We start from the raw sequence: 13738 nt of genomic DNA on the forward strand, positions 1-13738 counted from the left end.
AAGAACCCATGACCAGTACCACCGTCGCCGAATTGGCTGCCGAGCTGAACAAACCCACCACCGTCTTGCTGGAGCAACTCTCCGCTGCGGGAGTGCCCAAGACATCCGGGACCGATCGCGTCACCGAAACCGACAAGCAGTCGTTGCTCGGCCACCTCAAGGCCAGCCACGGCACGGCCGGTGGTGAGCGCAAGAAGATCACCCTCGTCAAGAAATCGACCTCCGAGATCAAGCAGGCCGATGCGACCGGGCGCGCGCGCACGATCCAGGTGGAAGTGCGCAAGAAGCGCACCTTCGTCAAGCGCGACGACGAGGTGGCGGTGCCCGAAGTGGAAGCAGAACCTGTCGCACCGGCTGCGCCCTTGATCGACGCCGAAGAACTGGCTCGCCGCGAGGAATCCGCGCGCCGCCAGGCCGAATTGCTGCGCCGCCAGGAAGAAGAGCTGACCGAAAAGCGCAAGGCCCGCGAGGCCGAAGAGGCTCGCGAAGCCCAGGCCCAGGCAAAGGCGGAGCAGGAACGCGCGGCGGCAGAAGAACGTGCCGCCAAGGAAGCCGCCGCAGCACAAGAGGCCGCAGCGCCGGAGAATGCCGCCGAAGCCGCTGCCGTCAAGGCCGGCAAGGACGCCGAGGCCAAAACCGCCTCGCTCGAGCGCGAGTCCGCCGCCCGTGCCGCCGCCGACAAGATCGCGGAAGCCAAGAAGGCGGAAGATCTGCGCGCGCAGGATCTGAACGAGCGCCGCCGCAAGGCCGAGGCAGAAGCCGCCAACATTCGCGCCATGATGGCCGCGCCAGCGAAGACGCTGGTGGCCAAGAAGCCCGAGCCCGCACCCAGTGCGGACCCGAAGGCCGGCATCAAGGGCACCTTGCACAAGCCAGCGGGTACGCCGGGCAAGGCAGCACCCGTCGCCGCACCGGGCGTTGCCGGTGCCGCGGGCAAGAAGGAAGTCAAATCCGAAAACCTGTCCTCCACCTGGAAGGACGACGCGGCCAAGAAGAAGGAAATCAAGACCCGTGGCGATACCAGCGCCGGGCGTTCTTCCAACTGGCGTGGTGGCCCGCGCGGCCGCCGCAATGACCGCGATTCGCGCGACAGCGGTTCGGGTAACTTCGTGGCGCCGACCGAGTTCAAGGTGATCGAGGTCCATGTGCCCGAAACGATCACCGTGGCCGAACTGGCGCACAAGATGAGTCTGAAGTCCTCGGAAGTCATCAAGCAGTTGATGAAGCTGGGTCAGATGGTCACCATCAACCAGCCGCTGGACCAGGACACCGCCATGATCGTGGTGGAAGAACTGGGCCACCAGGCCATCGTGGCCGCGCTGGACGATCCGGAAGCCTTCACCGACGAAGAAGCGTCCCAGACCGACGCCGAAGCGCTGCCCCGCGCGCCGGTGGTCACGGTCATGGGTCACGTCGACCACGGCAAGACCTCGTTGCTGGATTACATCCGCCGTGCCAAGGTGGCGGCGGGCGAAGCCGGCGGCATCACGCAGCACATCGGGGCGTACCACGTGGAAACCCCGCGCGGTGTGGTCTCCTTCCTCGACACCCCGGGCCACGAGGCGTTCACCGCCATGCGTGCCCGTGGCGCCCAGGCCACCGACATCGTGATCCTGGTCTGCGCGGCAGACGATGGCGTCATGCCGCAGACCAAGGAAGCCATCAAGCACGCGAAAGCGGCGGGTGTGCCGATGGTGGTGGCGATCACCAAGATCGACAAGCCTGGTATCAATATCGAGAAGGTGCGTTCCGAGCTGGTCGCCGAAGAAGTCGTGCCCGAAGAATTCGGTGGCGACACCCCATTCGTGGGCGTGTCGGCCAAGACCGGCGAAGGTGTCGACGCACTGCTCGAGCAGGTGCTGCTGCAGGCCGAAGTGCTGGAGCTCAAGGCGCCCGTGGATGCCATGGCCAAGGGCCTGGTGATCGAAGCGCGTCTGGACAAGGGTCGCGGTGCGGTGGCCACGGTGCTGGTGCAGAGCGGTACGCTCAAGACCGGCGACGTGATCCTGGTCGGTCAGACCTCGGGCCGCGTGCGCGCCATGCTGGACGAAAACGGCAAGACGATCAAGTCGGCCGGTCCGTCCATCCCGGTGGAAATCCAGGGCTTGGCCGAAGTGCCTCAAGCCGGTGACGACTTCATGGTGATGACCGACGAGCGCCGTGCGCGCGAAATCGCGACCTACCGTGCCGGCAAGTTCCGCAACACCAAGCTGGCCAAGCAACAGGCCGCCAAGCTGGAGAACATGTTCTCCGACATGACGGCAGGCGAAGTCAAGCTGCTGCCCATCATCGTCAAGGCCGACGTGCAAGGTTCGCAGGAAGCGCTCGCCCAGTCGTTGCTCAAGCTGTCGACCGACGAGGTCAAGGTGCAACTGGTGTTCGCCGGTGTCGGCGGCATCAGCGAGTCGGACGTCAACCTGGCGATCGCCTCCAAGGCCGTGGTCATAGGCTTCAACGTGCGAGCCGACGTGGGCGCGCGCAAGCTGGCCGAAGGCAACGACGTGGATCTGCGTTACTACAACATCATCTACGACGCCGTGGACGAGTTGAAGGCGGCCATGTCCGGCATGTTGGCGCCAGAGAAACGTGAAGAGGTCATCGGCGCGGCCGAGATCCGCACGGTGTTCGTGGCCTCCAAGATCGGCACGGTGGCGGGTTGTATGGTCACCTCCGGCATGGTCACCCGCAGTGCGCATTTCCGCCTGCTGCGCGACAACGTGGTGATTTACACCGGCGAGATCGACACACTCAAGCGCCTCAAGGACGACGTGCGCGAAGTCAAGGAAGGCTTCGAGTGCGGTATCAAGCTGAAGAACTACAACGACATCAAAGAAGGCGACCAGCTCGAATTCTTCGAAGTCAAGGAAGTGGCGCGTACGCTGTAAACCACCATGCCCCGCAAAGCATCATCCACCCCCAACCGCGGTTTCCGCGTGGCCGACCAGATCCAGCGTGATCTGGCCGAGCTGATCGCGCGCGAGCTCAAGGACCCGCGGGTGGGCATGGTGACGATCAATGCGGTGGAGGTGACGCCGGACTACGCGCACGCCAAGGTGTTCTTCAGCCTGCTCACGGGCAACCCCGACGAGACCCTTCAGGGTCTCAACGCGGCGGCCGGCTTCCTGCGCAGCGGCTTGTTCAAGCGTCTGCACATCCACACCGTGCCGACATTGCACTTCCTGTTCGACCGCACCACCGAGCGCGCGGCCGACATGAACGCCTTGATTTCCAAGGCCGTCGCTTCACGTTCCAAAGACGAGGACTGAAGATGCACGCGCCACGCACCAGGGTGCAACGGCGCCCTGTGCATGGGGTGTTGTTGCTCGACAAGCCGCTGGGTCTCTCCAGCAACCAGGCCTTGCAAAAAGCCAAGTGGTTGTTGCGCGCCGAAAAGGCGGGCCACACAGGCACGCTCGATCCGTTGGCCACCGGTGTGTTACCGCTGTGCTTCGGTGCCGCCACCAAGTTCAGCCAGATCCACCTGGACGCGGACAAGACCTACGAAACCACGGTGCGCCTGGGCGTGAAGACGAGCACCGCCGATGCCGAGGGTGATGTGATCGAGGTGCGCCCTGTGGTCTGCAGCGTGGGGCAGGTGGTCGAGGTGCTCGACCGCTTCATGGGCCCCATCGCTCAAGTGCCGCCCATGCACAGTGCCTTGAAGAAGGACGGCAAGGCGCTCTACGAATACGCGCGCGACGGCGAAACGGTGGAGCGCGAGGCGCGCCACGTTGTCATCCACGATCTGGAGTTGCTCGACATGCAGTTGCAGGGCGACGAGCCGCATCTGCGCCTTCGGGTGCGCTGCAGCAAGGGCACCTACATCCGCACGCTGGGCGAAGACATCGGCGAAGCCCTGGGCTGCGGCGGTCATCTCACCATGCTGCGCCGCACCGCCACGGGCCCGTTCGATGTGTCGCAATGCATCGCACTCGACGCGCTCGAAGCCCTGGACGAGAACGATCGCCTGGGACGGCTGCTGCCGGTGCAGGCACTGCTGGACGGTCACGACGCCGTCACCCTCGACGCCGACCATGCCGGACGGTTTCTCAGCGGCTTGCGCCGCCGGGGCGATTGGGCGGACAGCGCGCGCGTGGCGGTGTTTGGCCCGGTTCCGACCGGCGCCCACGACCCGCCCACATCACCGCCTGTGCTGCTCGGCAGCGCACACACCGTGGCAGGTGAACTCATCCCGGGGCGGCTGCTGAGCCCCATCGAAATACAGCAAATCCTGGAAACCTCACCGGAACTCGCATCATGAGCAAACAAATCCGCAACATCGCCATCATTGCCCACGTTGACCATGGCAAAACCACCATGGTGGACCAACTGCTTCGCCAGTCGGGCACGTTCGCCGAACACGAAAAAGTGGTCGACACGGTGATGGACAACAACGCGATCGAGCGCGAGCGCGGCATCACCATCCTGGCCAAGAACTGCGCCGTGAGCTGGGAAGGCACGCACATCAACATCGTGGACACCCCGGGCCACGCGGACTTCGGCGGCGAGGTGGAGCGCGCGCTGTCCATGGTGGATGGCGTGGTGCTGCTGATCGATGCGCAAGAAGGCCCGATGCCGCAGACGCGCTTCGTGACCAAGAAGGCGCTGGCGCTGGGCTTGAAGCCCATCGTGGTGGTCAACAAGGTCGACAAGCCGGGTGCCAACCCCGACAAGGTGATCAACGCCGCTTTCGATCTGTTCGACAAGCTCGGCGCGAACGACGAGCAGCTGGATTTCCCCGTGGTGTACGCCTCGGGCATCAACGGCTGGACCTCGTTGGTCGAGGGCGCGCCGGGCGAGCAGTGGGGCCCCGACATGTCGGCCCTGTTCAACACCGTGCTCAAGCACGTGCCGGCGCAAACCGGTGACCCGGCCGCACCGCTGCAACTGCAGATCTCCGCACTCGACTTCTCCACCTTCGTGGGCCGCATCGGCGTGGGCCGCATCAGCGCTGGCGTCGTCAAGCCCGGCATGGACGTGGCGGTGATGGAAGGAGCCGATGGCAAGACCATCAAGGGCCGCGTCAACCAGGTGCTGACGTTCCAGGGCCTGGACCGCGTGCAAGTGACGGAGGCCGGCCCCGGTGACATCGTGCTGATCAACGGCATTGCCGACATCGGCATTGGCGTGACCATCACCGATCCGCTCAACCCGGCGCCGCTGCCCATGCTCAAGATCGACGAGCCGACGCTGACCATGAACTTCTGCGTCAACACCAGCCCCCTGGCCGGCCGCGAAGGCAAGTACGTCACCAGCCGCCAGGTCTGGGACCGCCTGCAGAAAGAACTGCAGAGCAACGTGGCGCTGCGCGTCAAGGAAACCAGCGAAGACGGCATTTTCGAAGTGATGGGCCGTGGTGAATTGCACCTGACCATCCTGCTGGAAAACATGCGCCGTGAAGGCTACGAGCTGGCGGTGTCCAAGCCGCGCGTGGTGTTCCGCGAGATCAACGGCGAGCGCCACGAGCCGATCGAAATGGTGACGGCCGACATCGAAGAGCAGCACCAGGGCGGCGTGATGCAGGCGCTGGGCGAACGCAAGGGCGAGCTGGTCAACATGGAACCCGATGGCCGTGGTCGTGTGCGCCTCGAGTACCGCATTCCGGCCCGTGGCCTGATCGGTTTCACCAACGAATTCCTGAACCTGACGCGCGGTTCGGGCCTGATCGCCAATATCTTTGACGGCTACGAGCCGCACAAGGGTGACATCGCCAGCCGCAAGAACGGCGTGCTGATCTCCATGGACGACGGTGAAATCTTCACCTACGCCCTGGGCAAGCTCGACGATCGCGGCCGCATGTTCGTGCGCGCCGGCGACCCGGTGTACGAAGGCATGATCGTCGGCATCCACAACCGCGACAACGACCTGGTGGTGAACGCCACCCGCACCAAGCAGCTGACCAACTTCCGTGTGAGCGGCAAGGAAGACGCGATCAAGATCACGCCGCCGATCGAGTGCACGCTGGAGTATGGTGTGGAGTTCATCGAGGACGACGAGCTGGTGGAAATCACCCCCAAGAGCATCCGCCTGCGCAAGCGCCACCTGAAGGAACACGACCGCAAGCGCGCCAGCCGCGATAGCTGATCCCGCGTCACAGGCCGCTGTTCTCCAGAACGCGGCCTTTTTTACGAATCAGACCATGCCCTTTCGTGTTCTCAGCCGCCTGACGCACACCCAGGCGGTGTTCATGATGATTGCGGTGACCCTGATGTGGTCGATCGCGGGGGTGGTCTCACGCCAGCTGGAATCGGCCGCGCGCTTTGAGGTGACCTTCTGGCGCAGCGCGTTCACCGCGCTCTCGCTGCTGGTCATCCTGCCGTGGTGGCGCGCCGCGGACCGCGCATCGGGGCACATCGCCAATGATCCGGCACAGGGCATGCTGGAGCGCCACTGGGGCATCCTGGCGCGCTCGAAGGCATTCTGGATTGCCGGCGTGTGCTGGAGCGTGATGTTCACCGCCTTCATGCTGGCGTTGACGTTCACCACGGTGGCGAACGTGCTGATCATCATGGCGGTGGGCCCGTTGTTCACGGCGCTGGTCGCGCGCGTGGTCATCGGCCAGCGGCTCGCGCTGCGCACCTGGTTGGCCATCCTGGCGGCTGGCGCGGGTATCGTCTACATGTACGGCAGTCAGTTCCTGCAGGCCTTTACCGACCCCGGCCAGCAAGCGAGCGGTCTCGTCGTCGGTTCGCTGGCGGCGTTGTGCGTGCCCGTGGCGGGCGCGGTCAACTGGACCGTGTTGCAGCGTGGCCAGACCCATGGCGAGAAGATCGACCTCGTGCCTTCGGTGCTGCTGGGCGGCATTCTCTCGTCGCTGATGACCTTGCCCCTGGCCTTGCCGTTCCATGCCACGGGCGCCGACATCGCCTGGCTGGCCTTGCTGGGGGCGGTCCAACTGGCCATTCCCTGCGCACTGGCCGTGGTCTGCGCCCGTTCGCTCAAGGCACCCGAGGTCTCGTTGCTGGCATTGCTCGAAGTGATCTTCGGCATCTTGCTGGTGTGGCTGGGCGCGGGCGAAGAGCCCGGCCGCGAAGTGCTTGCAGGCGGCTCGTTGGTGATCGGCGCCCTCGTGCTCAACGAACTGCTGGGCTGGCGATCGCGTGTCGGCACACCGCGTATCCAGACGATAGACAAACGGCCACAATGACCGATTCAACCGGAAGAAAAAAGATGAATGCGACAGTCTCTGAAGACATCCATGTGAAAGCTGAAATCCGGGGGCGCGTCGGGTGCATCACGCTCAACCGCCCGAAGGCACTCAACGCGCTCTCGCTAGCGATGATCCGCGACATCACGCAGACTTTGCTGGCCTGGAAGGACGACCACACGGTGCTCGCGGTGGTGGTGCGCGGCATGGGCAAGGAAGGACCCTTCGGCGCGTTCTGCGCGGGCGGCGACATCCGTTTCTTCCATCAGGCTGCGCTGGCGGGCAACCCCGAGCTCGACGACTTCTTCACCGAGGAGTACGCGCTCAACCACCTGGTCCACACCTACCCCAAACCCTACATCGCGCTCATGGACGGCATCGTCATGGGCGGCGGCATGGGTATCAGCCAGGGCGCGAGCCTGCGCATCGTCACCGAGCGCAGCAAGCTGGCCATGCCGGAGACGAACATCGGCCTGTTCCCCGACGTGGGCGGCGGCTACTTCCTGAGCCGTTGCCGGGGGCATCTGGGTGAGTACCTGGCGCTGACTGGCCTCGTGTTGAGCGGGCAAGACGCCATGGCGGCGGGGCTGGCCGACGGCTATATCGACTCGGGCCGCCTGCCGGGGCTGTGGACCTCGCTCGAAAAGACCCCCTTCGAGAACGGCGCCTCCGTCGAGCGCTGGTGCGCGAGCCACCTGAGCACCGCGGCCACGCCCGTGCCATGGCCTGCGAAGGAAGTGGATCGCGTGTTCAGCCAACCCGATATGCAACACGTGATGGGCACACTCGAAAACACCGACAGCGATTGGGCGCGCAGCACCGCCGCCACGCTGCGCCAGCGCTCACCGCTGATGCTGCATGTGGTGCTGGAGCAGATCCGACGCGCACGCGGCATGGGCCTGGCCGATGACCTGCGCATGGAGCGCGACATGGTGTACCGCTGTTTCCACCTGCGCCCCGGTGCGGCCAGCGAAACGGTGGAGGGCATTCGCGCCCTGGCGGTGGACAAGGACCATGCGCCGAAGTGGAACCCAAGCCGCATCGAAGACGTGAAGCCCGCCAACGTGGCGGCCTTTTTCGAGAGTCCCTGGACGGCGGACACGCACCCGCTGAAAGCGCTGGGCTGACACGGCCTCGCTTGATGGGGCGCGGTGCTGGCGCTCAGAGCTGCCGGTACACCGCCTCGGCCAAGGCCATGAGGGCATCGCGGCTCAGCGGGCCGCTGAGCGCGTAGCCGAAACCCTGGTCTACCCAGTAGAAGCCGGGCACCGGGCCTTCCTGGGCAAAGCGAAAGGCGGTTTCCCCACTGGGGGCGACCTGCCCGGGTGTGGGGGACAACGCACCCAGGTACAGCGTGATGCGAACACCCTGGGTGTTCTCGAACATGAACTGCGCACGCGCGCCCGCATCGCCTGGCAGCAGCCGGCCTCCAACGAGTTCGTAGCCCAGGGCATCCAGTCGCGGCACCTTGAGCGGTTTGCCGGTGCGGCGCGAGAGCCACTGCACCAGGTGTTCCTGTTCCAGCGCACCGACTTCCACCGGATGCCGTTTCTCGGGGGAGTACACCGCGTGCGCCACCGCCGCATCGCGCGCGAAGGCGGGCAGGGTGGCGAGTTGGCGGGTGCCCATCGTGGTGTTGCCCGGCCATTGCTGGTGCGACAACCAGCCCGCACCGAAGGCGAGCACGATACCTGCCGCCATGCCGCCCCAGCGCCACCAGCCCGCCACGCGTGCCTGCGCATCGTCAGCGCGGTTCACCGCTTCCAACAAGGAAGAGGGCAATGGCTCGTGCAGCACGCCGGCATGCAGCTGTCGAATGGCCTCTCGCTGAGCCTGCCATTGGGCCAGGCGCTCGCGGCCGGGCGGGTCACCCTGCAAGCGCTGCAGCAGGGCATCTCGCTCGGCGCCAAGCACCTCGCCATCGAGCAGGCGATGGAGATCTGTGTCGGTGAGGGGCAGGGTGTTGGGCGTGTCCATGGTCTTGCGGGTGGTGCTATTTCAACCGCCTCAGGTGGGTGGGGACGCAGGCATCGGGCGGTGGCGCGTTCGTGGCCGTTGCATTCATCAATGTCTGCAGACGGGTGCGGGCGCGTGAGAGCCGGGACATGACGGTGCCGACGGGGGTGCCCGTGATGCGGGCCACCTGGTCGTAGCTCATGTCCTCCAGGCTCACCAGCAGCAGCACGGCGCGCTGTTCCTCGGGCAAGCGCAGCAGGCAGCGTTGCAGATCCAGCACCAGATCCTGCGCGCTATCGGGCGCCACCAGCTCGGCCGCCACGTCTTCCGGATCCACCTGGGTGCCGCTGCCCGAGCGGCGCTGCGTCTGGCGCAGGCCGCTCACGTGCAGGTTGTGCATGAGGGTGAACAACCAGGCGCGCAAGTCCGTCCCCACCGTCCAGAGCCGCCACTTGCTGCAGGCGCGCTCCAGCGTGTCCTGCACCAGGTCGTCGGCGGCCCAGGGGTCGCCGGTCAGCGCCCGTGCATAGCGGCGCAAACCGGGCATCTGGTCGATGAGCTCGGACCGCTTCATGACCCTGTGTGGCTGCAGCGATGTGCGCTCATGCCGGGGCGATCAGGGCTTGGCCACGCGCCACACGTTGTTCACGCCGTCGCCGGTCTTGTCGCCGGGCTTGGTGTCCTTGGCCCAGTAGTACAGCGGCTTGCCCTTCAGCGCCCATTGCTTCTGGCCATCATCGCGTGTGATGACGGTGTAGTCACCGTGTCCCCTGTCATTGCCCATGGCCATCAATGGCGGCCAGTTCGTGGCGCAGGGGCCATTGCAGACCGATTTGCCACTGCCCGCGGCGTCACGGTCAAAGGTGTAGAGCGTCATCCGGTTGGGGCCGACCAGCACGCCATCGCTGGTCATCGCGGGCGGCGGGGTCGATGACATCGAGGCGCAACCGCCCAGCAGCGCGGCTGCCAGGGTCAGGGGGATCAGGAATTTCATGGCGTTCTCTCCGTTGGGTGATGAGCAGACAGTCTCTGCACAGGGATGAACGCCGGCGGGGCGTGGTTTATTCCCGCGCCTCGAAAAAAATTCAGCGGTTGCGCGACTTCATCACCCGCTCGACTTCGCGCTGGCCTTCGCGGTCCTTGATGGTGTTGCGCTTGTCGTGTTCGGCCTTGCCCTTGCCCAATGCGATCTCGCACTTCACGTTGCGGCCCTTCCAGTGCAGGTTCAGCGGCACCAGTGTGTAGCCCTTTTGCTCGACCTTGCCGATGAGGCGGCGAATCTGTTCCTTGTGCAGCAACAGCTTCTTGGTGCGCACGGCATCCGGGCTGATGTGGGAGGAGGCCGTGTGCAGCGGGTTGATCTGGCAGCCGATGAGGAACATCTCGCCTTCGCGGATCACCACGTAGCCGTCGGTGAGTTGCACCTTGCCTTCGCGCAAGGCCTTGACCTCCCAGCCTTCCAGCACAACGCCCGCCTCGAAGCGTTCCTCGATCGCGTAGTTGAAGAGGGCTTTCTTGTTGTCGGCAATGCGGCTGTCGCCGCTGCCTTTCGCTGGGGATTCTTTGCTGCTTTTGGTGGCCATGAAGGGGCAAGGTGCGGCCGTTTGAGGCCAATACAATGGATCGGATTGTATGAAAACCATTCACAAGTCCGTCCTGCTCTGGCACAGCGCGCACGAAATGTTTGCGCTCGTCACCGATATCGAGCGCTATCCGCAGTTTCTGCCGTGGTGCGACCACGGCGAGGTGCTGGAGCGCATGCACGATGGCGTGGTGGCTCGGGTGGGCATTGCCATCAGCGGTCTGCGCCAGAACTTCACCACGCGCAACACGCACGAGACCGATCGCAAGGTCTTCATGAAGCTCGTCGACGGGCCGTTCTCCACACTCGACGGCGTCTGGGCATTCACCCCATTGGGGGATGGCAAGCAGCGCGCCTGCAAGGTGGAGTTTCAGCTGCGTTACGGCTTCGCCAGCTCAACACTCGCCGCACTGGTCGGGCCGGTGTTCGACAAGATCGCCGGCAGCCTGGTGGACGCTTTCGTGAAGCGGGCCGATCAGGTCTACGGCGTGGACTGAGCACAGCCAGCATGAAGATCACCCTCATGTACGCCTCTGCGCCACGCGAGGTGCACGAAGTGGCGCTGACGGTGACCGACGCCTGCACGCTGCGCAGCGCATTGGAGCAGGCGGGTTGGCTGCAACGCTTTCCCGAGATCGAGGCCGAATCGCTGGCGGTGGGTGTCTGGGGCCGCAAGGCCGGATGGGACCGCGTGCTGCGCGAGGACGACCGTGTGGAGGTGGTGCGTGGACTGCGCGTCGATCCGAAAGTGGCCCGGCGCGAGCGATTTGCCGGTCAGGGCGCACGTTCCACGGGTTTGTTTGCCCGGCGTCGACCGGGCTCCAAAGCGGGTTACTGAGCGGCGGGCTTGGGCAAGGGGCCGCAGTCGCTGCGGACGACCCCGTCGATGCGGCGGCCCTCGCTGGCGCGGGCCTTGTCGTCCATGATCTCTCGCTCACCCTTGGCGTTGGTGACGGCAAGGCGAATGCCCGAATCGATGGCGCCTTTGGCCTTGCGGGCGCGCTCGCAATTCTCGGCGCGAGCCTGGGCCACGCGTTGTTCCTCTGCCTTCTTGCTGGCTTCTTCGGCCTGCTCGGCCTGCTTCTTTTTGGCTTCCAGTTCCTTGTCGACGGTGGGCAACTTCGGCGCTGCCGCAGCGGCTTTTTCTGCCGCCGCTGCCGGTGGGACGGCTGGTGCCATGGCCGTCGGCGCAGGGGATGCGCCCGGTCGCTTGAGGATGTCCTTGTCGGGCACGCTGGCGGGTGGTGCGGTGTCACTGAACACCTTGCGGCCGGTGCTGTCGACCCACTGCCATTGGGCGAGTGCGGCCGTGCTCGCGGACAGCAGGAAACCGATCAGCGCGGCGGTGCGCCAGAGCGTGGAGAGGGTTGATTTTTGAGGCATTTTGCGAGTGTAGCGACGGGTCTGCACACGAGAAGCGGCATCCGCATGGATGGGCGCACAAGCTGAGGGAGCGGTCGCTTTTCCAGCGCCAGCGGTACGCCGCGAGAGAGCCCATGCGCGGGTTTGTCCCAAGAACGCCCGGCTACAATCGACCCTTTTGGAGCTTTACCCCATGCGCCTCCTCGGCAAAGCGCTCACCTTCGACGACGTGTTGCTGGTGCCAGCGTACTCCCAGGTCCTGCCCAAGGACGCCTCGCTTGCCACCCAGTTCTCCCGCAACATCAAGCTGAATCTGCCCCTGGTCTCCGCGGCCATGGACACCGTCACCGAGGCCCGACTGGCCATCGCCATCGCCCAGGAAGGCGGCATCGGCATCATCCACAAGAACCTCACCGCGCAGGAACAGGCGGCTCACGTGGCCAAGGTCAAGCGCTATGAATCGGGCGTGTTGCGTGATCCGGTCGTGATTTCTCCGCAGACCACGATCCGCGAGGTCATGAAGCTCTCGGACGACCTGGGTATCTCGGGCTTCCCCGTGGTGGATGCGGGCAAAGTGGTCGGCATCGTCACCGGCCGCGATCTGCGCTTCGAAACCCGGTACGACCTGCCGGTGAGCGAGATCATGACGCCGCGCGATCGCCTGATCACCGTGCCCGACGGCACCACACCGGCCGAGGCCAAGACGCTGCTGAACAAGCACAAGCTGGAGCGCCTGCTGCTGGTGAACGACGCCTTCGAGCTCAAGGGTCTGATCACGGTCAAGGACATCACCAAGCAGCTCAACTTTCCCAATGCGGCGCGCGACGCCGCTGGCCGTTTGCGCGTGGGCGCGGCGGTGGGCGTGGGCGAGGGCACCGAGGAGCGCGTCGAGGCACTGGTGAAAGCCGGGGTCGACGCCATCGTGGTGGACACCGCGCACGGCCACAGCAAGGGCGTGATCGACCGCGTGCGCTGGGTCAAGCAGAACTACCCGCAGATCGACGTGATCGGCGGCAACATCGCCACCGGCGCCGCCGCCTTGGCGCTGGTAGAGGCGGGTGCCGACGCGGTCAAGGTCGGCATCGGCCCCGGCTCGATCTGCACCACCCGCATCGTCGCGGGTGTGGGCGTGCCCCAGATCATGGCCATCGACAACGTGGCCAGCGCGCTGCGGGGCACGGGCGTGCCGATGATCGCCGACGGCGGCATTCGCTACAGCGGTGACATCGCCAAGGCCATCGCGGCCGGCGCCAACACCGTCATGATGGGCGGCATCTTTGCCGGCACCGAAGAGGCGCCGGGCGAGATCGTGCTGTTCCAGGGCCGCAGCTACAAGAGCTACCGTGGCATGGGCTCCATCGGGGCGATGCAGCAGGGCAGTGCCGACCGCTACTTCCAGGAAAGCAGCACCGGCAACCCCAACGCCGACAAGCTGGTGCCCGAGGGCATTGAAGGCCGTGTGCCTTACAAGGGCTCGGTGGTCTCCATCATTTTCCAGATGGCAGGCGGTCTGCGCGCGGCCATGGGCTACTGCGGTTGCCCCAGCATCGAGGACATGCGCGACAAGGCCGAGTTCGTCGAGATTACCTCGGCGGGCATCCGCGAAAGCCATGTGCACGACGTGCAGATCACAAAGGAAGCACCCAACTACCGGGCGGACTGATCAGGTCCACCCCGCAGGCCGTCCGCGA

14 protein-coding genes are annotated in these 13738 nt (G+C 65.3%); 9 read left to right on the top strand and 5 right to left on the bottom strand.

Annotation, left to right across the window (positions count from 1 at the left end; genetic code table 11):
* The first annotated feature begins 8 nt into the window (after positions 1-8).
* Genes infB through FFS09_RS09130 form a run of 6 tightly spaced genes read left to right on the top strand, consistent with a single transcriptional unit; the run spans position 9 to position 8274 of the window.
* Positions 9-2885, top strand: coding sequence for a translation initiation factor IF-2 (gene infB / locus FFS09_RS09105; protein ID WP_137918533.1), 2877 nt, complete (start codon positions 9-11; stop codon positions 2883-2885).
* A gap of 6 nt (positions 2886-2891) precedes the next feature.
* Positions 2892-3266, top strand: coding sequence for a 30S ribosome-binding factor RbfA (gene rbfA, locus FFS09_RS09110; RefSeq protein ID WP_137918534.1), 375 nt, complete (start codon positions 2892-2894; stop codon positions 3264-3266).
* A 2-nt stretch (positions 3267-3268) separates the two neighbouring features.
* Complete coding sequence (truB, locus tag FFS09_RS09115; protein ID WP_137918535.1) at positions 3269-4261, top strand: tRNA pseudouridine(55) synthase TruB; 993 nt, start codon at positions 3269-3271, stop codon at positions 4259-4261.
* On the top strand, positions 4258-6084 hold the full coding sequence (typA, locus tag FFS09_RS09120) for a translational GTPase TypA (RefSeq protein ID WP_137918536.1): 1827 nt from the start codon (positions 4258-4260) through the stop codon (positions 6082-6084). Before truB ends, typA begins: the two co-directional genes overlap by 4 nt.
* Positions 6085-6139: 55 nt before the next feature.
* Entirely contained in the window at positions 6140-7147 is a 1008-nt protein-coding gene (locus FFS09_RS09125; RefSeq protein ID WP_137918537.1) for a DMT family transporter, read from the top strand.
* 23 nt (positions 7148-7170) lie between these two features.
* Positions 7171-8274 (top strand): enoyl-CoA hydratase/isomerase family protein, encoded by a 1104-nt coding sequence (locus tag FFS09_RS09130; protein WP_137918538.1) that lies wholly within the window; start codon positions 7171-7173, stop codon positions 8272-8274.
* Between the two features lie 34 nt (positions 8275-8308).
* Here FFS09_RS09130 and FFS09_RS09135 read toward each other — a convergent pair whose 3' ends face one another.
* From FFS09_RS09135 to smpB, 4 genes are all read right to left on the bottom strand, one after another.
* A complete protein-coding gene (locus FFS09_RS09135; protein WP_137918539.1) occupies positions 8309-9124 on the bottom strand; it encodes an anti-sigma factor family protein in 816 nt (271 codons plus the stop codon).
* Positions 9125-9140: 16 nt separating this feature from the next.
* Complete coding sequence (locus FFS09_RS09140; RefSeq protein WP_137918540.1) at positions 9141-9677, bottom strand: sigma-70 family RNA polymerase sigma factor; 537 nt, start codon at positions 9675-9677, stop codon at positions 9141-9143.
* A gap of 42 nt (positions 9678-9719) precedes the next feature.
* Positions 9720-10097, bottom strand: a complete 378-nt coding sequence (locus FFS09_RS09145) for a COG4315 family predicted lipoprotein (protein WP_137918541.1) — start codon at positions 10095-10097, stop codon at positions 9720-9722.
* 91 nt (positions 10098-10188) lie between these two features.
* Entirely contained in the window at positions 10189-10686 is a 498-nt protein-coding gene (gene smpB, locus FFS09_RS09150; RefSeq protein ID WP_137918542.1) for an SsrA-binding protein SmpB, read from the bottom strand.
* A 49-nt stretch (positions 10687-10735) separates the two neighbouring features.
* On the opposite strand from smpB, the gene FFS09_RS09155 reads away from it, so the two are divergent.
* Together FFS09_RS09155 and FFS09_RS09160 are read left to right on the top strand one after the other, a co-directional pair.
* Complete coding sequence (locus FFS09_RS09155; RefSeq protein WP_137918543.1) at positions 10736-11182, top strand: type II toxin-antitoxin system RatA family toxin; 447 nt, start codon at positions 10736-10738, stop codon at positions 11180-11182.
* Between the two features lie 11 nt (positions 11183-11193).
* Positions 11194-11523, top strand: coding sequence for an RnfH family protein (locus tag FFS09_RS09160; RefSeq protein WP_137918544.1), 330 nt, complete (start codon positions 11194-11196; stop codon positions 11521-11523).
* On the opposite strand, the gene FFS09_RS09165 is transcribed toward FFS09_RS09160, so the two are convergent.
* A complete protein-coding gene (locus FFS09_RS09165; protein WP_137918545.1) occupies positions 11517-12068 on the bottom strand; it encodes a DUF4124 domain-containing protein in 552 nt (183 codons plus the stop codon). The genes FFS09_RS09160 and FFS09_RS09165 overlap by 7 nt on opposite strands.
* A 172-nt stretch (positions 12069-12240) precedes the next feature.
* Between FFS09_RS09165 and guaB the strand changes: the two genes are divergently transcribed.
* The gene (gene guaB, locus FFS09_RS09170) at positions 12241-13710 is read left to right on the top strand and encodes an IMP dehydrogenase (RefSeq protein WP_137918546.1); all 1470 of its coding nucleotides are present in this window, start codon (positions 12241-12243) and stop codon (positions 13708-13710) included.
* Positions 13711-13738: the final 28 nt, after the last annotated feature.

Origin of the sequence: Hydrogenophaga sp. 2FB, assembly GCF_005503365.1 — a bacterium.
GTDB lineage: Bacteria > Pseudomonadota > Gammaproteobacteria > Burkholderiales > Burkholderiaceae_C > Hydrogenophaga.